Source organism: Nocardia vulneris (assembly GCF_001613425.1).
Classification (GTDB): Bacteria; Actinomycetota; Actinomycetes; order Mycobacteriales; family Mycobacteriaceae; genus Nocardia; species Nocardia vulneris.
This window is the reverse complement of sequence record NZ_BDCI01000031.1, coordinates 66,757-86,202: the sequence shown is the minus strand read 5'-3', so window position 1 is coordinate 86,202 and position 19,446 is coordinate 66,757. Positions and strand designations below refer to the sequence as shown.

Genomic DNA, 19,446 nt, shown 5'->3' with positions numbered 1-19,446 from the left:
CCGTAGCCGAGCGGGCATTGCTTTGCTGCCGGCGGAGTCGGCGCTGGGTGGGCGCTGCTGACGCCGCCAAGGGAGCTGGCATCGAGGGCGAAAGGCGTTGTTGTCCCCGCACGGGAGCGCCACCGTCGCTCGACACACGGCCGGCACCGAGTAGGTCTCCCCGCTCGCGGACCAGACCCCGGCGCACCCGATCATTCGACCGACTTCCCGGGTGGCGCGCAGCACCCCAGTCGATGAAAAACCGCGTGCACGGCACCGGTAGGCTGGATATCTGTGCAGACCCACGAGATTCGACGGCGCTTCCTGGACCATTTCGTCCGTGCCGGACACACCGAGGTGCCCAGTGCCTCGCTGATCCTGGCCGACCCGAACCTGCTGTTCGTCAACGCAGGCATGGTCCAGTTCGTCCCCTTTTTCCTCGGTCAGCAGACTCCGCCGTATGCGACCGCGACCAGCGTGCAGAAGTGTGTGCGCACCGGCGATATCGAGAACGTCGGCGTGACGACGCGGCACAACACCTTCTTCCAGATGGCGGGCAACTTCAGCTTCGGCGACTACTTCAAGCGCGAGGCCATCACCTTCGCCTGGTCGTTGCTGACCAACAGCGTCGAGGACGGCGGCTTCGGGTTCGACCCGCAGCGGCTGTGGGCCACCGTCTACCTCGATGACGACGAGGCCGAGCAGATCTGGCTGGAGATCGGCGTGCCCGCCGACCGCATCCAGCGGCGCGGCATGGCCGACAACTACTGGTCGATGGGCATCCCCGGCCCGTGCGGTCCCTGCTCGGAGATCTATTTCGACCGCGGCCCGGAGTACGGCGTCGAGGGCGGTCCCGAGGCCGACGAGGACCGCTACATCGAAATCTGGAACCTCGTCTTCATGCAGAACGAGCGTGGTGCGGGCACCAGCAAGGACGACTACGAGATCCTCGGTCCGCTGCCGCGCAAGAACATCGACACCGGCATGGGCGTCGAGCGGGTGGCGTTCCTGCTGCAAGGCGTGGACAACGTCTACGAGACCGACCTGCTGCGCCCGATCATCGACAAGGCCGAGGAGCTGACCGGCCGGTCCTACGGCGTCACGCACGAGGACGACGTGCGATTCCGGGTGATCGCCGATCACGCCCGCACCGGCGCGATGCTGATCGCCGACGGCGTGAACCCCGGCAACGACGGCCGCGGCTACGTGCTGCGCCGCCTGTTGCGCCGGATCGTGCGTTCGGCGCGGCTGCTGGGCGCGGAGAAGCCGGTGATGGGCGAGTTCATGAAGGTCGTGAGTGACCTGATGTCGCCGTCCTATCCGGAGCTCGCCACCGATTTCCGGCGCATCGAGACGGTCGCGGTGGGCGAGGAGACCGCGTTCCTCAAGACGCTGAACACCGGCTCGACCTTGTTCGACAATACGGCCGCCGCGGTGAAGGCCAAGGGCAGCAGCACGATCGCGGGTTCGGACGCGTTCACCCTGCACGACACCTACGGCTTCCCGATCGACCTCACCTTGGAGATGGCCGCCGAGGCGGGTCTGTCGGTGGACGAGGACGGTTTCCGGTCGTTGATGGCCGAGCAGCGCAAGCGCGCCAAGGACGACGCTCAGGCCCGCAAGCATGCGCACGCCGATCTGTCGGTGTACAAGGAGCTGGTCGATCGTGGCGCGACCGAGTTCACCGGTTTCGACGAGCTGACCTCCGAGGCGCATGTGCTGGCCCTGATCGCCGACGGCGTGCGGGTGCCGGTCGCGCAGGCCGGTCAGGATGTCGAGGTGATTCTCGATCGCAGCCCGCTCTACGCCGAGTCCGGTGGCCAGATCGCCGACCGCGGCTCCATCACCGCGGCGGGGGTGAAGCTGACCGTCAACGACGTGCAGAAGATCGCCAAGAAGGTGTGGGTGCACAAGGCCACGGTCGAGCAGGGGCAGATCACCGAGGGCGATGTCGTTCTGGCGCAAGCCGATCCGGCGTGGCGGCGTGGTGCCACTCAGGGGCACTCCGGTACGCACATGGTGCATGCGGCGTTGCGCCAGATCCTCGGCCCGAACGCGGTGCAGGCCGGTTCGCTGAACAAGCCGGGCTACCTGCGTTTCGACTTCAATTGGCAGGGGCAGCTTTCCGAGCAGCAGAAGTCCGAGATCGAGGCCGTGTCCAACGACGCGGTGGGCGCGGATTTCCCGGTGAACACCTTCGTCACCGACCTGGCCAAGGCCAAGGAGATGGGCGCGATGGCGCTCTTCGGCGAGAATTACGGTGACGAGGTGCGCGTCGTGGAGATCGGCGGCCCGTTCTCGATGGAGCTGTGCGGTGGTACGCACGTGCAGCATTCCTCGCAGATCGGCCCGATCACGGTGCTCGGTGAGTCGTCGGTCGGCTCCGGTATCCGGCGCGTGGAAGCTTTCGTCGGTCTGGATTCCTACCAGTACCTGGCCAAGGAGCGGGCGCTGCTGGCCGGTGTCGCCGCGTCGCTGAAGGTGCCGTCGGACGAGGTGCCCGCCCGGGTCGAGCAGCTGGTGGAGCGGCTCAAGGTGGCCGAGAAGGAACTCGAGCGCACCAAGATGGCCGCCGTGCTCTCCTCGGCCGGGAAGTTCGTCGACGAGGCCGAGCGGATCGGCGCCGTGCTGCTCGTCGCGGTCGCCGCGCCCGAGGGCGTGCCCGCGGGTGATCTGCGCACGCTGGCCACCGACATTCGCGGCAGGTTCGGTACCGTGCCCGCCGTGGTGGTGCTGCTCGGCAATGCCGAGGGCAAGGTGCCGTTCGTGGTCACGGTCAATAAGGGCGCGCAGGATCTCGGGTTCAAGGCCGGCGATCTGGTGGCCGCCTTCGGGCCGAGCATCGCCGGACGTGGCGGCGGCAAGCCCGAGATGGCCCAGGGCGCCGGGTCGGATCCGTCGGGCATCCCGACCGGCCTGGCCGCGGTCCGCGCTCGGGTGGCTGAACTCACCCAGTGATGGCATCGCCGAGCGATTCCGCAGGGGGCGGCCGGGCGGCGGGCACCGACGCCGACCGGCCCCATCCGGACACCGATCCCGGGCGCGGCAGGCGGATCGCCATCGATGTCGGCAGTGTCCGCATCGGTGTCGCCTCCAGTGACCCGGACGGCATCCTCGCCACGCCGGTGGAGACCGTGCCGCGCGCCAAGCCGAACGCGCGCGGCGGCAAGCCCGGCGGGCCCGGAAGCGATATTTCCAGAATTGCTGAAATTGTGCGGGAGTACGAGGCGGTCGAGGTGATCGTCGGGCTCCCGCGAACATTGCGCGGGGAGAAGGGCAGTGCCGCTACCATTGCCACCGCATTCGCGGAGCAATTGCGGGCCGCCGTGTCGCCGGTGCCTATACGGCTTTCCGACGAACGTTTGACTACGGTGTCAGCTGCACGTGCATTGCGGGACAGTGGAGTTCGCGCGCGTGGCCAGCGGCAGGTGATCGATCAGGCGGCGGCCGTCTCGATCCTGCAAGGATGGTTGGACGAACGGAGTGCGGTGTTGAGGTCGGGTGAAGCGGTGCGTCCTGAGGCTGTCGGGCACGCCGCAGGGTCCGCTCCTGCGTCGTCGGAGGACGATGCATGACGGATCGATGGGCGCGGGCCGAGGAACGGTACCGACAGCGCGAAGCTGATCGGCGTTACCGGCGGGACGACCGAGCCTGGGGTGGGCAGAACAGCAGAGACACGCACGCCAGAACGAACCGGGTGGTCGGTCGAGAGCAGGACGACTGGGACGACTACGAGGACGACACCACCGTCATCCCGCGCTACACCGACGACATGGACCCGCCCGAGCCCGCCCCGCGCCCCCGCGCGCGGCCTCGTGCCGACGCGGAGCGCCGGGCCGGGCAGCGTACGCGCGCCGGTCGCCGGGAAGCGGCCCGGCACGAGGACGACGACGAGCCGGAGGAGAACACTCGCCGCTCGCGCAGCGCGCAGCGCGGCAAGCGCTCCCGCGCGGCCTCGCGCAAAGCGCAGGAACGCAAGCGGCGCAGGCGGACGATGTGGCTGGTCGCCGGCGTCTTCGTGGTGCTGTTCGCGGGCGCCGCGGTGTTCGCGGGCATGAAGCTGATCGAAAAGCTCGGCCCGCCCGAGGATTTCGCCGGGCCGGTCGGTCCGATCGCGGTGGTGCAGGTGCACGACGGCGACACCTCACAGCAGATCGCGGCGAGCATGAAGGAGAAAGGCATCGTCGCGAGCACCGGCGCGTTCATCGAAGCGGCCGTGCGCAATTCGAATATGCAGTCGGTGCAGCCGGGCTACTACGCGATCCCGACGCGCAGCCCGGCCGTGCAGGCGGTCGCGGCGCTGGTCGGCAAACAGGCCCGCGTCGGGAACCTGGTGATCCCCGAGGGACGGCTGCTGCACGACCAGTTCGAGGTCGGCACCAACCGGCGCACCGACGGCATCTATCGGATGATGGCCGAGGCCAGCTGCATCGGCATCGGCCCGAACCAGAAGTGCGCGACCTATGAACAACTCGAGGCCGCGGGTTCCAGCGTCGACCTGGCCGCGCTCGGTGTGCCGTCCTGGGCCGCGCAGGGCGTCAAGGACTGCCCGGATCGCACCAGGCAGCTGGAGGGTTTGATCGCCGCGGGCACTTTGGATTTCGATCCGAGTGGCACGCCGGAGCAGATGATCCGCCAGGTCGTCACCGCGAGTGCCAAGAGCTACGAATCCACCGGGCTGCTGCAGTCCGGCGGGGAGACCAAGCTGACGCCGTACCAGACGCTGATCGCCGCGTCGCTCGTCGAACGCGAGGCCAAGCCGCAGGACATGGGCAAGGTCGCGCGGGTGATCGTGAACCGGCTCCGGGTGCCGCAGATGCTGCAGTTCGACTCGACGGTGAACTATGCACTGGACCGCACCGAGGTGCAGACCACCGACGCTGACCGGGCCGCGGAAACCCCGTGGAACACCTACGCGAAGACCGGTCTGCCCGCGACGCCGATCTCGGCGCCCTCGCTGAACGCGTTGCGCGCCATGGAGAATCCGGAAGTGGGCCCGTGGCTGTACTTCGTGACCGTCGACAAGCAGGGCACCACCCTGTTCACCGACGACTACAAGCAGCACCAGCGCTACATCCAGCAGGCCCAGGCGAGCGGAATCCTCGACAGTGGCCGTTGAACGCAAAGCGGCGGTGCTCGGCAAGCCCATCGCGCACTCCCGCTCGCCGCACCTGCACCTGGCCGCGTACCGCGCGCTCGGACTCGACTGGAGCTACGAGCGCATCGAGTGCACGGCCGAGCAGCTGCCCGGACTGGTCGACGGGCTCGGCCCCGAATGGGTCGGGCTGTCGGTGACCATGCCGGGCAAGGAGGCCGCGCTCGCGCGGGCCGATGAGCGCACCGAGCGGGCGGTGCTGGTCGGTTCGGCCAACACGCTCGTCCGGCACGACGGCGGTTGGCGGGCCGACTGCACCGACGTGGACGGCGTGCTCGGCGCGCTGCGCGGCGGCGGGGTGGTCGACCTGGACGAGGCGGTGGTGCTCGGGGCCGGTGGCACCGCGCGGCCCGCGCTGCTCGCACTGTCCGAACTCGGCGCGAAGACCGTCACGGTGATCGCCCGCGACGCCGGACGGGCAAGCAGCGCACTGGATCTCGCGGAACGGCTCGGCATGAACGCGGCGGTGACCGCGTTCGATCCGGCCGCTCTCATCGGCCTGTGCGAGCGCGCGGGCGTTGTGGTGAGCACGATTCCGGCCGAAGCCGCCGCCCAGGTGGCCGAAGCGGTCGCGACCGCGCCCGTGGTGCTCGACGCGATCTACAACCCGTGGCCGACGCCGCTCGCCGAGGCGGTGGCCCGGGCCGGGCACACGGTGGTCAGCGGATTGCAGATGCTTCTGAACCAGGCCTACGGGCAGGTCGAGCAGTTCACCGGCCGTCCGGCCCCGCGCGCGGAGATGGCCGCGGCATTGGCAGACCCGGCCGTGTAGACAGCACGCTCTCGGCTCCGACGTTCGGGGTGAGGATGGGTCAGCAGGACGCATCCACGATGTCGAAGGAGTCGTGATGAAGTACGTGGTGATGATTCACTCCAACCCGCAGCCGTGGGGGCATCCGACGAGTGATTACCTGCCCGAGTACCAGTCGATGACGCAGCAGGAGCGGGATCGGTGGGGTTCGGACTTCGAGAAGTTGCTCGGCGAGATGCAGGAGAAGGGGGAACTGATCGGCGGGGAGGCGCTGGGTGCGCCCGAGTCGTCGCGGTTGTACCGGTGGGGTGACGGGGCGCCGCTGGCCACCGACGGACCGTACTCGGAAGCCAAAGAGCACCTGGCCGGGTTCTTCCTGATCGACGTGGAGAGCCAGGCCCGGGCCGAGGAGATCGCCGCGCAGTTCGCCGGACCGGGCGAGACGATCGAGTTGCGACCCATGATGTGGCCGGGCAGCGACACCGAATGAGCGTGCGGGTGGCGGACGTGTGGCGGCGCGAGTCGCCCTACGTCCTCGCCGCTCTGCTGCGCAGGCACGGTGATCTCGGTGACTGCGAGGACGCCGCCCAAGAGGCGGCCGAGGCGGCCGCGGTGCAGTGGGAACGTGACGGAATGCCGGACAATCCGCGCGGCTGGCTGATCCGGGTCGCGTCCCGGCGGTTGATCGATCGGGTGCGGGCCGACGAGGCGCGGGCCGGGCGGGAAACGGCGGTGGCCGTCGCACAGCCGGGGGACGCGCACGTCGCGCCGTCGGCCGATCAGGCGCGGATCGGCGACGAAGACGACACGATGCGCTTGTTGCTGCTCTGCTGCCATCCGAGCCTGAGCAGACCCTCGCAGGTCGCGTTGACCTTGCACGCGGTGTGCGGCCTCGGCACCGGTCAGCTCGCGGCCGCCTACCTGGTGCCGGAACGCACCATGGCGCAACGGCTCTCGCGAGCACGGTCGACGCTGCGGGGAGCCGGCGCGGTGTTCGAACTCCCCGGCGCGGCGGAGCTGCCCGCGCGCATCGCGTCGGTACTGGACGTGTGCCACCTGCTGTTCACCGAGGGGCATACGCGTTCGGCCGGTGGCGCACTGGTGGATTCGAGCCTGACCGACGAGGCGATTCGCCTCACCCGGCAGCTGCACGCCGCCATACCGGAACACGACGAGGTCGCGGGGGCGCTCGCGTTGATGCTGCTCACGCACGCGCGCGTGGCGGCCCGGACCGACGGCGGCAATCTGGTTCCGCTCGCCGAGCAGGACCGTTCCCGCTGGGACCGGGCCTTGATCGCGGAGGGCGTCGGCATTTTGGAGCGGGTGCTGCCGCGCGGTCACGTCGGACGGTTCCAGTTGCAGGCCGCGATCGCCGCGGTGCACGCGGAGGCGCCGACCTGGAAGAGTACCGACTGGCGGCAGATCAGCATCCTGTACGCCATGCTCGACCAGGTCGCGCCCGGTCCGATCGTCACACTGAACCGCGCGGTGGCCGTCGGTATGGCGTTCGGTCCGGACCAGGGTCTGGCGCTGATCACGCCGTTGCTCGACGACCCGTCCATGCGCCGTCACCATCGGACCCACGCGGTGCGCGCGCACCTGCTCGAAATGAGCGGTGACGAGCGCGCGGCCCTGGAAAGTTATCGGCAGGCGGCGCGACTGACCGTCAGCGTGCCCGAGCAGCGCTACCTCAACGACCGAATGCGCCGCCTCGGCGCGACCGACCCGCCAGAAAACTGATACCGGTTCTAGTTTGGTTCGGCGGGACGTGGGGTTATGGTGGTGCGCATGAATGCTTGGGTGTTGCGGGCGATCGTGCTCGGCGCGCTGGTCGTCTTCCTGCGCGCGGTGCTCGGGTTCGCGATGGTGTACTGGCCGACCCACGGGGTCTGGATGCGGGCGCTCAGCCTGATCGTTCTGCTGGCGGCCATCGTGTACTGGGGCTTCCTGGACGGACGCAAAGATCGCACGGCCAACCCCAACCCCGAGTACGGCACCGACCTGACCCTGCTGTGGTTGAAGGCCGCGGTCGCAGCCGGCCTCGGCAGCGGACTGAGCGCCTGGATCCTCGACTGGCTGCCGAAATTCGACCTCGGCGACAACGGTCTGCTCTTCGAACTCACCGCCGGCGCGGCATTCATCGTCCTGCTGGTCTTCATCCCCGCCCTGATCGGCGTCGGGATCGGACGCGGGCTGGCCGATCGCCGGTCCGCGAAAGGGTCCGCCGAGCCGACACCGGTGAGTACGGGCGTCTGAAGTTTCCGGTCGGCATCGAGAAGGTGCGGTGATCGGCCGACGCAAGCGTCCGGCACGCGGATTACGCAGCAGCCACAATGTCGCGGCGCCGACCGTGAGCACCACCGCGGCCGCGAGTAGATGCCGCAGCACCCTGCGCGGCCGAGAGCGAGCGCGTGAACAGCAGCGCGACCAGCACGGCGGCGGCCGCGCCGCCGTGGCGCAGCGCGAGTCGTTGTGGTCGGAGGTGTTGTCCGCGTTGATCTGTCGCGCGGGGTGATGTGTTGTCCGCAGTGATCGGCCGACGCAAGCGTTCGGCACGCGTAGCGCGAGTCGTTGTGGTCGGAAGTGTTGTCCGGGTTGATCTGTCGCGCGGCGTGACGTGTGGTCCGCGGTGATCGCTCTATGCGGCACCCGCTCCCGGCGCGCCACCAGTGCGGCCGTGGCTCCGGACGATGCGGCGTCGGGGTCTGCGGATCGACCGAGACGGTCTGCCGAGCTGGCATGGTGAGTGGGTCCGGGTGAGCAGACGCTCCGTATCGAGAAGGTGACCTGGTTCGCGCGGCCCGGCCGACACGACCTCAGCACCGGCCGATGTGATCTCGGCACCGGCCGACACGACCTCGGCCCGGCCGACGCGACCGCCGTCGAGGACCGGTCGAAGCCGGCGGTCGTGCTTTCGTGTGCTCAGCTCGAGCTGGACGGTTGATCACCAGGTAATGGTGGCGGGGGGCTCTCGGCCGATGCCGCCACCATTGCCTGGTGATCGGTTGACCAAGACGTGAGTCGCCTGGTTGCCCCTCCGCGAAGGCGCGGATGGGTCCGGGGGATGGGCCGTTGGGATGAAGTCCTGCTCGGGTGTGGCGTCGACGCGTCGTGCTGCCAACTTCGTGACGTTCTGCTCCCGGTCGCGTTCTGGCAGCGGTGACGTGCTGCCAACTTCGTGCCCTCATCGATGAGCACCGTGTTTCACCCTGATGCAGGCGATAACGTGTTGTCATCCAACGGATTTCACCTGGGGAGGACATTTCATGATCACTCGAATCGGGGTCGCCGCCGCGATGGCGATCGCTGCGTCGGCGATCGTGCTGGGCGGGCAGGCGAGCGCGCAGAACGGTTGTTCGTCGAACGCGCCGCATTGGAACTGGGTCTGTGTGCCTGGCGATTCGAACGTCAAACTGTCGTATTGCTTGAAGAACAAGGACGAGCGGGGGAAGCCGGCCGAGTGCGTCGCGCGGAACGACGGCAACGGACGGTACGACCTCTGGATCTCCAACTACTGAGTCCGCACAACGAACGGCGCACCCCGGGCGATCCGGGTGCGCCGTTCCTGCGATCTGGCCCCGACGCATCGTGGCCGCACGAGTATCGGTGCGCTGCGTACGACGTCATCGGCGAATACGTGCGCGGAAGGCAATGCTCTGTGCGGTAAGCGAATCTGGCGCGGCCAGTCCTGGTGGCTGTAGCGCGCAGTTCGGCCTGCTGCGTGTGTCCTCGGTCGATTTCGGCCGATGTTGCGTTCCGGGTGAACCCGATATCGGAGACGAAACCTGAGGTCCCACGCGGCGTTTTGCCCTTGCGCCGCCATGGCACGCCGCCGGGCGATGGCGCGGACGGAAGACCGTGCAGTCGATATCGGGGTGGCAGGCGAACCTAGTGGATCTTGCGGAACCGGGCGTCGAAAAAGGTGAAGATCGCGAACGTGGCCAGGCCGATCGCGACGATGAGCAGCAGCACGGTGCCGTACGGCTGGACCGCCAGGGTCTTGAGCGCCACGTCCAGTCCGGTCGCCTTCTGCGGCTGGCTCTGCACTGCGGCCACGACGACGAGTATGCCGGCGCCGGCATACACCCCACCGAGCGCGGCGTAACCGACTTGCCCGAGCCGGATCACGACCCGTTCCATCGATCGGCTCACTTTGCGGAAGTCCTGCTCCTCATGGAACCGCCTCGCCCACCCGTGGCGGGCGATGAACAGGCCCGCGACAACGATGGCGAGCCCGATGCCGATCACTACCGGCTTGCCCCATTCCCGGCTGAGCAGGCTGCCGACGAGACCGAGTTGCGCCTCGTCCATCGACGAGGCCGGCGCCCCGTTCGCCAGCTTGGCCGCGCTGTAGGCGAGGTAGCCGAACAGGACTGCCTCGCCGAAGTTCATCACGCGAAGCAGCGTCTCCTTCAGGCTGTCCCGCGCGCCGGCGAAGGTTTTCAGCAACTGCCGCAGCACGGCGAAGCCGAGCCCGCCGGCGATGAGCCAGAGCACGAACCCGCCGCCTGGGTACTCCGCGAAGTGCTGCAGCGCGCCGGTCTTGTCCGCCTTCCCGACGCCACCGCCGTCGAGGTCACCGAGCGCGACCTGAACGCAGACCCAGGCCACAAGGAGATGGACTACGCCATACGCCACCAGCCCCACCCGCACAGCCGACTGGAACGGCGCGCTCCCGGCCACCGCGTGATGGACCTGATTCGAGTTCCTCATCACCACCACACCAGGGCAAAACCGCAACCGCGGGCCGACATCGGACGATTCGGGCATTGCCCGAACCGCAATATCCAAACCTCCCGCGCCGCCAATGTTGCGAAATAGGTGACGTCTCAACGAGATCGGGCTCGGCGGACGACGTCGGTAGACTGGCGCTGGTTTCGGTTGCCGGAGCCGAACGTCGATCGAATGAGTTGGGCTGAACGTTGGCAGAGCAGGCGACCGACGAGACGATTCCCGCGCCGAGTGGGCAAGGGCACGCAAAGGATCGGGTGTCGCGCCGACGGCGGATTGTCTGGGTGCTCTCGGTCGCTGCGCTGTTGATTGTCGATCTCGCGGCAGTGCCGGTGATCCAGCAGTCGGATCGCTTCTATCGGTTTCAGGCGTTTCCCGTTTGGGCTGCGCCGGTGTGCTGGATCGCGACGGCGGTACTGGTTTGCCTCGCATCGAGGATGGGGTGGCGGCGCACGCGGGACTGGCTGGTGCCCACCGTCGTTCTGACGCTGTCGGTGCTGCCCCTCCTGCCGCTGGTGCTGTTGTCGTTGCTGTTGTGGCCGCTCGCGGGTTCGAACGACAGCAGGCACGTGGTCGTCGCGGCGAGCCCGGACGGTCGCCACGAGGTGGTCAGATACCGCGCAGATGCCATGATCGACACCATCTGCGGCGTCCGGCTGCGGGAGCGCGGCGGCCTGTTCAGCAGGCAGACCGATCTGTGGGAGGCACCGGAAAGTCAGCCATGTCCGCAGCGCGTGTCCTTCACCGGACGCGGCACGGTCAGCATCATCGATTACAACGGCCGGGAAATCACGGCGCACTTCGACGCCGACCGAATGAAGGTAACGCAGGTTCTGCGGCCGACATCGTGACTGATGCAAGATCTTCACGACCCATTGCAGTCGAAGCCGTCCGGGTGAGCCTGCAGGCACTATCGGATGTTCTGCACGGCAGAAGATCTCGCCGCGCGTGTCTGGGCGCTTCCGCTCCCGACGCGATGTTCCGCGTTGGTTCGCTGGTACGGCAAGCGGTCAGTGGATGGGCCACAGCTGCTTGGTCTTCGCTGCACCAGGCCGGTTCGGTCAGCGCGGTATGCGGACGCTGTTGTAGTCGGACGGGTGACGGTTGAGCCGGACGGGCGGGTTACAGCCGAACCGAGGTCGACGACTTCTCGGCGATGCCCTGCGTGAGAGGCGAATCCGACTCTGTCGGTCGTGGGTGCTGCGCAATGTGGCCGATTGCGTATGACTTTGTCGGTGCATCCCGTGTGTGAGAGGCACACTGGACGGGTCGGTCGTGACTGGTGCGTACAGACTGGCGTCCCGCGCAGGAATCCGTCGATGAATTCCTGCGTAGGAGGCAAATCTGTTACGCGGGAGGCGGATTCGCGCGTGGCCTAGAGCAGGATGCCGCCGGTGCTCGGGGTGCCTTCGCGGGCGATCGCGGAGTAGGCGGCGGCGAGCAGCGTCGGGTCGGGGCCTTCGAGCCGGCCGGGCTTGGCGAGTCCGTCGAGGACGACGAAGCGCAGCACACCCGAGCGGGTCTTCTTGTCGGTTTGCATCGAGTCCAGCAGTTGGGGGAGGGCGTCGGCGTCGTAGCTGACCGGCAGGCCGACACTTTCCAGCACCGCGCGATGCCGGTCCGCGGTGGCGTCGTCGAGGCGGCCCGCGAGACGGCCGAGTTCGGCGGCGAAAACGAGGCCGACGGAAACGGCGGCCCCGTGACGCCACCGGTAGCGCTCGCGGCGCTCGATCGCGTGCGCGAGCGTATGGCCGTAGTTGAGGATCTCGCGGAGGCTGGACTCCTTCAGATCGGCGGCGACGACATCGGCCTTGACCTGGATCGCGCGCCGGATCAACTCGGGCAGTACCTCGCCCTTCGGGTCGAGCGCCGCCTCGGGATCGCGCTCCACCAGTTCGAGGATCACCGGGTCGGCGATGAAACCGGCCTTGATGATCTCGGCCATGCCCGCGACGATCTCGTTGCGCGGCACCGTCTCCAGCGTCGCCAAATCGACGAGCACCGCGGCAGGCTCGTGGAAGCAGCCCACGAGGTTCTTGCCCGCCTCGGTATTGATTCCGGTCTTGCCGCCGACCGCCGCGTCCACCATCGCCAGCAGCGTGGTCGGCACGTGCACGATCTGGACGCCGCGCATCCAGGTGGCGGCGACGAAACCGGCCAGATCGGTGGCCGCGCCGCCGCCGAGGCTCACCACGACGTCGTTGCGGGTCAAGCCGATCCGGCCGAGCACCTCCCAGCAGAACCCGGCGACCGCCAGTTCCTTCCCCGCCTCCGCGTCCGGGATCTCGATGCGGTGCGCGTCGAGGCCGGTGTCGGCCAACGCTTTACGCACCGCCTCGGCGGTTTCGGCGAGCGGCGGCTGATGGAAGATCGCCACCGTCCGCACGCCCTTCGTCGCGCCGCTGACCGACTCGACGAGTTCACCGAGCAACCCGCGGCCGATGATCACCGGATACGGGTCGGCGGTACGAACTTCGATACGACTCGGCTCATTCACGACTACTGCTCCGATTCTGTAGTTGCTTCTTGCTGTTTCCGTGCCCGAACCCGTGCCCGACGAGCCCGCGCCCGCCGCGCCCGCCCACTCGACCCACCGGCACCGGATTCCTCCGCTGCACCGGACTGCTCATTCGATTCGCCAGCGTTGCCCGCCGCGATCGCGTCACCTGCAACGGCCGCGTCGCCCGCGTGAGTTGCGTTGCCCGCGCGGGTCATGTTGTGCGCACCGGTCGATCCGCCCGCATCGCTCGCACCGCTCATGCCGGTCGCGCTGCTTGCGCCGGTCGCGTTGCTCGCGCCGCTCATGCCGGTCGTGTTGCTCGCGCTGCCCGAGTCTCTCGCGCCGGTTGCGCTGCTTGCGCCGACTGTGCCGGTTGCGCTGCTTGCGCCGACTGTGCCGGTTGCGCTGCTTGCGCCGACTGTGCCGGTTGCGCTGCTTGCGCCGACCGTGCCGCTCGCGCTGCTTGCGCCGACCGTGCCGTCCGCGCTGCCTGTGCCGCTCGGTTCGACGGCGCTCGTTGACGCGGTTGGGGGGCCGGCGGGGCGGCGGGCGCGCCAGCGGCGGGTCAGTGGGCCTTCGGGTTTTGTGGGTGCGGTGTCGGTGGGGTGGTCGGGGGGTGGGATTTGTTCCGGGGTGGTCTTTTTCGATGAGGTGGCGCGACGGGATCGCCAGCTGCGGGCGGTCGAGGTCGTGTCGGACTTGCCGGTGGGGACCGACGGTGTGTCGGTGGTTTCGGGTTGGGTCAGGCCGGCTGCGCGGCGGGCTGCGGCACGGGCGCGGGCGCGGCGGCGGGCGCGGGAGCGACTGCTGCCCTGTGGTTTTGCGGTGTCCGGCGCACTCTGGATCAGGGGTGGTGTGGTGGGGTCGCATTCGGTTCCGGTAGCGGGATGCACCGGTTCGAGGCCGAGTTTGGCCAGCACCATTTTGACCACTCGGCCGGGGCTGCGGCCGTCGGTGCGCACCCGGACGGTGGCCACCTCGCGGTAGAGCGGGCGGCGTTTGCGCATCAGTTCGCGGTATTTGGCGGCGGGATCGGCGCCGTTGAGCAGCGGCCTGCTCGTGCTCGCGCCGGTCCGCCGAAGTCCTTCGCCCACACTGATTTCCAGGTAGACGACGGTGCGGTTGCGCAGCAGCGCCCTGGTGTCCTTGGACAGCACGGCACCGCCGCCGAGCGAGACGACTCCGCGTTCGGCGAGGATGGCGCGCCGCACCACCCGCTCTTCGATGCGGCGGAATTCGGGCTCGCCGTCGGTCGCGAAGATCTCGGGGATGGTGCGTCCGGTCTCGCGTTCGATGCCCGCGTCGGTGTCGTAGAGTTCGACGCCGAGTTCCTTCGCGAGCTTGCGGCCGATCGTCGATTTCCCCGCGCCGGGCGGTCCGACCAGCACCACGCGCGGCGCGCGCGGATCGGTCTGCACGATCATTGTGGGCTGGTGTCGGCGGGGGTGAGGTGCGGGCGGGAGCCGATCCGCTTGACGTAGCTGGTGATGTTCTCCAGGGTCTCGCTGATCGAGTCGCCGCCGAACTTCTCCAGCGCGGCCTGCGCGACCACGAGCGCGACCATGGATTCGGCGACCACACCCGCGGCGGGCACCGCGCACACGTCGGAGCGCTGATGGATCGCGACGGCTTCTTCACCGGTGGTCATGTCGACGGTGGCCAGCGCCTTCGGCACGGTCGAGATCGGCTTCATCGCGGCACGCACGCGCAGCGCTTCACCGTTGGTCATGCCGCCCTCGAGACCACCCGCGCGGTTGGTGGACCGCAGCACGCCGTCGGGGCCCGGCCGCATCTCGTCGTGCGCCTGGCTGCCCCGCCTGCGCGCGGTCTCGAAACCGTCGCCGACCTCGACGCCCTTGATCGCTTGAATGCCCATGAGCGCCGCGGCGAGTCGCGAGTCGAGGCGGTCCGCGCCGCTGATGAACGAGCCGAGCCCCACCGGCAGGCCGTCGACGACCACCTCGACGACGCCACCGAGGGTGTCGCCGTCCTTCTTCGCGGCTTCGATCTCGGCGATCATCGCGGCTTCGGCGTCCTTGTCGAACGCGCGCACCGGGCTCTCGTCGATGGCCGCGAGGTCGGCCGCGGTCGGGACCACGCCGGTGCTGTTCTGCGCCGTGCCGATCGAGACGACGTGCGAGACGACCTCGACGCCGAACGCCTGGCGTAGGAAATTGCGTGCCACGGTGCCTGCGGCCACCCGGGCCGCGGTCTCTCGGGCGCTCGCGCGTTCGAGCACGTTGCGGGCGTCGTCGAAGCCGTACTTGAGCATGCCGGAGTAGTCGGCGTGCCCGGGGCGGGGACGGGTGAGCGGGGCGTTGCGGGCCAGGTCGGCGAGTTCGGCCGGGTCGACCGGGTCGGCGGACATGACGGTCGTCCACTTCGGCCATTCCGAGTTGGCCACCTCGATCGCGACCGGGCCGCCCATGGTGCGCCCGTGCCGGACACCGCCGATGATGGTCACCTTGTCGGCCTCGAACTTCATCCGGGCGCCACGCCCGTAGCCCAGTCGGCGGCGCGCCAACTGCGCGGAAATCTCGTCGGACGTCACCTCGACTCCGGCCACCATTCCTTCGAGGAGGGCGACGAGAGCGGGACCATGGGATTCTCCGGCAGTTATCCAGCGCAACACGTGCTCCATCTTCCCATGTGGACGCCCCAGGACCGGCACGCGGCCCGCCGTGATGGCAGGCACGTTCGCCCGTTCCCCCGCCGACCCGCAGCTGAACCCCGCGATTGGCAGGGATGGTGCTGTGTGCGTCAGGTGAGGTTCGCGTGTCAGACGGCGGTGCCGTGTTCCACCGTGGTCACCGGGCGGTGATGCTGTTTCGGGAGTGCACCGACGGGTCGCCGGCGGTATCGAGCGGGTGGCGTTGCGCCTCGGCGTGTTTCACCGCGAGCCGAGGACCCACAGACCTTCTATACGGTTCACAGCAACTACAACCCCTGTGAACCGTACGAACCTTCTGTGGACCTGTCACTTGGTCCACCCGCCCGTGCCCTCGTCGCTACCAGCCGCACCCCTACTGCGTTCCCGCACTCGCTATGGCTGGCTGCAGCGGGTGCGCGAACACGAAACCGGTGCGTGAACCGGGTACCTCAGTGGACGTAAGCGACTGCGAGGGCGGTGATCGTGGTCAGGCACATTGCGGGGCCGTGCGGTAGGGGAGGGGGCGGGACGGTGGGTGTTCGGAGGTGGCGGGTGACGAGCAGGGCGAGGCCGGCAACGGCGGTGAGCACAGGTGCGCCGAGGGCGGCGAACACCCAGGCTTGACCACCGCCGAGCGCGGCGGCCGCACCCAGCGGGAACGCGAGCTTCACGTCTCCCGCGCCGAACGCTGCGGGAGCGAGTAGGTGGATCACAAGATAGGGGAGTGCGAGTAGGCCCGCGCCCAGCAGCGCGGCTGTGAATTGTGTTGTGGACAGGGCATATCCGAGGACCGCGAGGGCGCCCGAACCGGTCAGTTCGTTCGGTAGCCGCCGGTGCCGGAGATCGCTGACGCTCAGCACCGCGCACCACGCGAGGAGGGCGGCGAACGCGAGGAAAGTCATGTCGTCCAGCCTCGTCCGCTCGCGCCCCGGAACCACCCCTCGGGCACAAAATGGGGACAACTTTTCCGGATGTGAACATCCAGCACCTCGCATGCCGACCGGTATGGGTAAATCGATGAGCGGCAACGGAATTCCGGCACGCCGTGGCCACGAAACGGCGACGGGTCAGCGTCCGGGCAGCGCTCGGTACACGTGTTGTATGTGGCCATTCGGCGTGTCGGCGGTAGCTTTGACACATGTGTGCTGATCACGTGGGCCATGCACCCGACTACGCCGCGCGGCGTGGCGCGCTGCGGAGTCTGCTGGTGGAGAACGGAGTGGACGGTCTGCTGGTCACCGATCTGGTGAACCTCAGGTACCTCACCGGCTTCACCGGTTCGAACGCGGCGCTGCTGGTGCACTCCTGGGACATGCGCAACGCCGAGGATCGCACGGTCATCGGCACCGACGGCCGCTACCGGACCCAGGTCGCCGAGCAGGTGCCGGATCTGCGCGCCGAGATCGCCAAGGCCACCGCCCGCCGCATCATCGAGCTGGCCGGGGAGTGGCAGCTCGGCCGGATCGGCTACGAGAGCCACATCGTCACGGTGGATCAGCATCGTGGTTTCGTCGAGCAGCGCACCGGGCTCGAGTTCGTCGCCACCCCCGGCCTGGTCGAGCAGCTGCGGATGGTCAAGGACGCCTACGAGGTGGAACAGTTGCGGGCGGCCTGCGCGGCAGGTGACGCGGGACTGGCCACCCTGCTCGAGCGCGGCGGCCTGCGGCCGGGCCGTACCGAACGGCAGGTCGCCCGGGATCTGGAATGGGCGATGTTCGAGCACGGCGCCGACGCGGTGTCGTTCGAGACCATCGTCGCGGCGGGCGCGAATTCGGCTGTCCCGCATCACCGGCCCACCGAGGCGGTGCTGGCCGCCGGTGACTTCGTCAAGCTCGACTTCGGCGCGACGGTCGGCGGCTACCACTCGGATATGACCCGCACCTTCGTCCTCGGCGTGCCCAGCGACTGGCAGCGCGAGGTGTACGAGCTGGTGCGGGCCGCACAGCAGGCCGGGTGCGAGGCGTTGCGGCCGGGCGCGAAGACCGCCGACGTGGACGCCGCGTCGCGCGGTGTGATCGAGGCCGCGGGGCACGGGGCGCTGTTCGTGCACGGCCTCGGCCACGGGGTCGGGCTGCAGATCCATGAAGCGCCCGGACTCGCGAAAAACGGAACCGGTACACTTCTGTCTGGCGTGGCGGTGACCGTCGAACCTGGTGTGTACTTTCCCGGCCGCGGCGGGGTCCGGATCGAGGACACGCTCGTGGTGCGCGAAGGGGGCCCGGAGCTGCTCACCAACACCGGCAAAGACCTGACCGTCGTCGACTGACGCCGGTTCGACCCCCATGTTGTTTACGAACTAGGAGATCCGAGGACAGTGGCGGACACCAGCGACTTCAAGAACGGCCTTGTGCTGAAGATCGACGGTCAGCTTCAGCAGATCGTCGAATTCCAGCACGTCAAGCCGGGCAAGGGCCCCGCCTTCGTGCGGACCAAGCTGAAGAACGTGCTGTCCGGCAAGGTCGTCGACAAGACCTTCAACGCCGGCGTCAAGGTGGAGACCGCCACCGTCGACCGGCGGGACATGACCTACCTGTACCACGACGGTTCGGACTACGTCTTCATGGACGGCGACACCTTCGATCAGATCTCCATCTCCGAGGAGACCATCGGCCCCGGCGCCCGGTTCCTGCTGGAGAACATGACCGTCCAGGTCGCCACGCACGAGGGCGCCCCGCTCTACGTCGAGCTCCCGGTGACGGTCGAGCTCGAGGTGCAGCACACCGATATCGGCCTGCAGGGCGACCGCTCCACCGGCGGCACCAAGCCGGCCACCCTGGAGACCGGCGCCGAGGTGCAGGTCCCGCTGTTCATCAACACCGGCGACAAGCTGCGCATCGACTCGCGCGACGGCAGCTACCTCGGCCGAGTCAACGCCTGATCGCCGCGCGCGAGCAGGATAATGGTGACTGTGGCTGAACAGCCGTTGGACAAGAAGTCCACGTTCAAGAAGCTCGGCACGCGGCACAAGGCGCGGCGCCGGGCCGTCGACCTGCTCTTCGAGGCCGAGGCGCGCGACGTGGATCCGGCCGACCTGCTCGACGAGCGGACCGAGCTGGCGACGCGCGACCAGGCGGTCGCGCCGGTGCACGCCTACACCCACACTTTGGTCGAGGGCGTCGCCGACGACCTCGACCGGGTGGACGGCACCATCGAGTCCTATCTGAAGGATTGGGAGCTGTCCCGGCTGCCCGCCGTCGACCGCGCCATCCTGCGCATCGCGGTGTGGGAGTTGTTCCACGCCAACGATGTTCCGCCGGTCGTCGCGGTGGACGAGGCGGTGGAGCTGGCCAAGGAGCTGTCCACCGACGACTCCCCGTCGTTCGTCAACGGCGTGCTCGGCCAGGTGGTGCTGGTCGCGCCGCAGGTCCGGGCCGCCGCGGCGGCGACCCGCGCGCCGCGTCCGGAGCCCGAGGCGTGAAGAAGTTCCTCGTGCTGGCGATGCGCACGCCGCGTTTCGACCCGGCCGTGATCGCACCGCACAAGCAGTTCCTGAAAGATCTGGGCGCGCAGCTGGTGGAGAGCGCCAAGTTCGGTGACGGGACCGGCGGCGCGTACTTCGTGACCGCCGAAAATCTCGACGCGGCAAAGGCTCTCGCGTTCGCCGATCCGGTGCACACCACCGGGTCCTCGGACGTCACCGTCTACGAGTGGGAACCGACGACGCCCGCATAGCGCGTTCC

General features: G+C 68.6%; 18 protein-coding genes and 1 pseudogene. 14 read left to right on the top strand and 5 right to left on the bottom strand.

Features of this window, described 5'->3' with window-relative positions:
- Positions 1 to 273: 273 nt before the first annotated feature.
- The 9 genes from alaS (at position 274) to NVU01S_RS29470 (ending at position 9,403) form a co-directional block, all read left to right on the top strand.
- On the top strand, positions 274 to 2,937 hold the full coding sequence (gene alaS, locus NVU01S_RS29515) for an alanine--tRNA ligase (RefSeq protein WP_043682968.1): 2,664 nt from the start codon (positions 274 to 276) through the stop codon (positions 2,935 to 2,937).
- Positions 2,937 to 3,554, top strand: coding sequence for a Holliday junction resolvase RuvX (gene ruvX, locus NVU01S_RS29510; protein WP_043682963.1), 618 nt, complete (start codon positions 2,937 to 2,939; stop codon positions 3,552 to 3,554). Before alaS ends, ruvX begins: the two co-directional genes overlap by 1 nt.
- Positions 3,551 to 5,098 carry an endolytic transglycosylase MltG gene (locus NVU01S_RS29505; RefSeq protein ID WP_043682960.1) on the top strand — a complete coding sequence of 516 codons (1,548 nt, stop codon included), beginning with the start codon at positions 3,551 to 3,553 and terminating at the stop codon, positions 5,096 to 5,098. The genes ruvX and NVU01S_RS29505 overlap by 4 nt, the downstream gene beginning before the upstream one ends.
- Positions 5,088 to 5,906 (top strand): shikimate dehydrogenase, encoded by an 819-nt coding sequence (locus tag NVU01S_RS29500; RefSeq protein WP_043682957.1) that lies wholly within the window; start codon positions 5,088 to 5,090, stop codon positions 5,904 to 5,906. Before NVU01S_RS29505 ends, NVU01S_RS29500 begins: the two co-directional genes overlap by 11 nt.
- A 76-nt stretch (positions 5,907 to 5,982) precedes the next feature.
- Positions 5,983 to 6,375: a YciI family protein gene (locus NVU01S_RS29495; RefSeq protein ID WP_014986492.1), complete on the top strand. Its 393-nt coding sequence runs from the start codon at positions 5,983 to 5,985 to the stop codon at positions 6,373 to 6,375.
- Positions 6,372 to 7,625 (top strand): RNA polymerase sigma factor, encoded by a 1,254-nt coding sequence (locus NVU01S_RS29490; RefSeq protein WP_043682985.1) that lies wholly within the window; start codon positions 6,372 to 6,374, stop codon positions 7,623 to 7,625. Before NVU01S_RS29495 ends, NVU01S_RS29490 begins: the two co-directional genes overlap by 4 nt.
- A 48-nt stretch (positions 7,626 to 7,673) precedes the next feature.
- Positions 7,674 to 8,141, top strand: a complete 468-nt coding sequence (locus NVU01S_RS29485; RefSeq protein WP_244467570.1) for a B-4DMT family transporter — start codon at positions 7,674 to 7,676, stop codon at positions 8,139 to 8,141.
- A gap of 28 nt (positions 8,142 to 8,169) precedes the next feature.
- A complete protein-coding gene (locus NVU01S_RS29480; protein WP_043682955.1) occupies positions 8,170 to 8,400 on the top strand; it encodes a hypothetical protein in 231 nt (76 codons plus the stop codon).
- A gap of 751 nt (positions 8,401 to 9,151) precedes the next feature.
- Complete coding sequence (locus NVU01S_RS29470; RefSeq protein ID WP_043682948.1) at positions 9,152 to 9,403, top strand: hypothetical protein; 252 nt, start codon at positions 9,152 to 9,154, stop codon at positions 9,401 to 9,403.
- 370 nt (positions 9,404 to 9,773) lie between these two features.
- Here NVU01S_RS29470 and NVU01S_RS44325 read toward each other — a convergent pair whose 3' ends face one another.
- The gene (locus NVU01S_RS44325) at positions 9,774 to 10,598 is read right to left on the bottom strand and encodes a DUF1206 domain-containing protein (RefSeq protein ID WP_167829473.1); all 825 of its coding nucleotides are present in this window, start codon (positions 10,596 to 10,598) and stop codon (positions 9,774 to 9,776) included.
- 344 nt (positions 10,599 to 10,942) lie between these two features.
- On the opposite strand from NVU01S_RS44325, the gene NVU01S_RS42685 reads away from it, so the two are divergent.
- Positions 10,943 to 11,467 (top strand): hypothetical protein, encoded by a 525-nt coding sequence (locus NVU01S_RS42685; protein ID WP_167829472.1) that lies wholly within the window; start codon positions 10,943 to 10,945, stop codon positions 11,465 to 11,467.
- A 524-nt stretch (positions 11,468 to 11,991) separates the two neighbouring features.
- Here the strand turns inward: NVU01S_RS42685 and aroB are convergent.
- From aroB to NVU01S_RS29440, 4 genes and pseudogenes are all read right to left on the bottom strand, one after another.
- On the bottom strand, positions 11,992 to 13,113 hold the full coding sequence (aroB, locus tag NVU01S_RS29455; RefSeq protein ID WP_043682941.1) for a 3-dehydroquinate synthase: 1,122 nt from the start codon (positions 13,111 to 13,113) through the stop codon (positions 11,992 to 11,994).
- Positions 13,114 to 14,021: 908 nt separating this feature from the next.
- Positions 14,022 to 14,540: pseudogene (locus NVU01S_RS45020) on the bottom strand (shikimate kinase); the annotation flags it as partial.
- Positions 14,537 to 15,757: a chorismate synthase gene (aroC, locus tag NVU01S_RS29445; protein ID WP_175068924.1), complete on the bottom strand. Its 1,221-nt coding sequence runs from the start codon at positions 15,755 to 15,757 to the stop codon at positions 14,537 to 14,539. The pseudogene NVU01S_RS45020 and the gene aroC, both read right to left, overlap by 4 nt.
- A 458-nt stretch (positions 15,758 to 16,215) precedes the next feature.
- Positions 16,216 to 16,668 (bottom strand): prepilin peptidase, encoded by a 453-nt coding sequence (locus NVU01S_RS29440; protein ID WP_043680235.1) that lies wholly within the window; start codon positions 16,666 to 16,668, stop codon positions 16,216 to 16,218.
- Between the two features lie 236 nt (positions 16,669 to 16,904).
- On the opposite strand from NVU01S_RS29440, the gene NVU01S_RS29435 reads away from it, so the two are divergent.
- From NVU01S_RS29435 to NVU01S_RS29420, 4 genes are read left to right on the top strand one after another with little or no spacing between them, the layout of a single operon-like run.
- Positions 16,905 to 18,032 carry a M24 family metallopeptidase gene (locus NVU01S_RS29435; RefSeq protein ID WP_043680232.1) on the top strand — a complete coding sequence of 376 codons (1,128 nt, stop codon included), beginning with the start codon at positions 16,905 to 16,907 and terminating at the stop codon, positions 18,030 to 18,032.
- 48 nt (positions 18,033 to 18,080) lie between these two features.
- Positions 18,081 to 18,644, top strand: coding sequence for an elongation factor P (efp, locus tag NVU01S_RS29430; RefSeq protein ID WP_042262614.1), 564 nt, complete (start codon positions 18,081 to 18,083; stop codon positions 18,642 to 18,644).
- A 30-nt stretch (positions 18,645 to 18,674) separates the two neighbouring features.
- Complete coding sequence (gene nusB, locus NVU01S_RS29425; protein ID WP_014986477.1) at positions 18,675 to 19,184, top strand: transcription antitermination factor NusB; 510 nt, start codon at positions 18,675 to 18,677, stop codon at positions 19,182 to 19,184.
- Entirely contained in the window at positions 19,181 to 19,438 is a 258-nt protein-coding gene (locus NVU01S_RS29420) for a YciI family protein (RefSeq protein ID WP_043680227.1), read from the top strand. Before nusB ends, NVU01S_RS29420 begins: the two co-directional genes overlap by 4 nt.
- Positions 19,439 to 19,446: the final 8 nt, after the last annotated feature.

Excerpts from the sequence above, each read along its gene's own strand:
- ruvX (WP_043682963.1), top strand. The coding sequence starts at position 2,937 with ATGGCATCGCCGAGCGATTCCGCAGGGGGCGGCCGGGCGGCGGGCACC.
- NVU01S_RS29505 (WP_043682960.1), top strand. The coding sequence starts at position 3,551 with ATGACGGATCGATGGGCGCGGGCCGAGGAACGGTACCGACAGCGCGAA.
- NVU01S_RS29495 (WP_014986492.1), top strand. The coding sequence starts at position 5,983 with ATGAAGTACGTGGTGATGATTCACTCCAACCCGCAGCCGTGGGGGCAT.
- NVU01S_RS29490 (WP_043682985.1), top strand. The coding sequence starts at position 6,372 with ATGAGCGTGCGGGTGGCGGACGTGTGGCGGCGCGAGTCGCCCTACGTC.
- NVU01S_RS29485 (WP_244467570.1), top strand. The coding sequence starts at position 7,674 with ATGAATGCTTGGGTGTTGCGGGCGATCGTGCTCGGCGCGCTGGTCGTC.
- NVU01S_RS29470 (WP_043682948.1), top strand. The coding sequence starts at position 9,152 with ATGATCACTCGAATCGGGGTCGCCGCCGCGATGGCGATCGCTGCGTCG.
- NVU01S_RS44325 (WP_167829473.1), bottom strand. The coding sequence starts at position 10,598 with ATGAGGAACTCGAATCAGGTCCATCACGCGGTGGCCGGGAGCGCGCCG.
- aroC (WP_175068924.1), bottom strand. The coding sequence starts at position 15,757 with ATGGAGCACGTGTTGCGCTGGATAACTGCCGGAGAATCCCATGGTCCC.
- NVU01S_RS29440 (WP_043680235.1), bottom strand. The coding sequence starts at position 16,668 with ATGACTTTCCTCGCGTTCGCCGCCCTCCTCGCGTGGTGCGCGGTGCTG.
- NVU01S_RS29435 (WP_043680232.1), top strand. The coding sequence starts at position 16,905 with ATGTGTGCTGATCACGTGGGCCATGCACCCGACTACGCCGCGCGGCGT.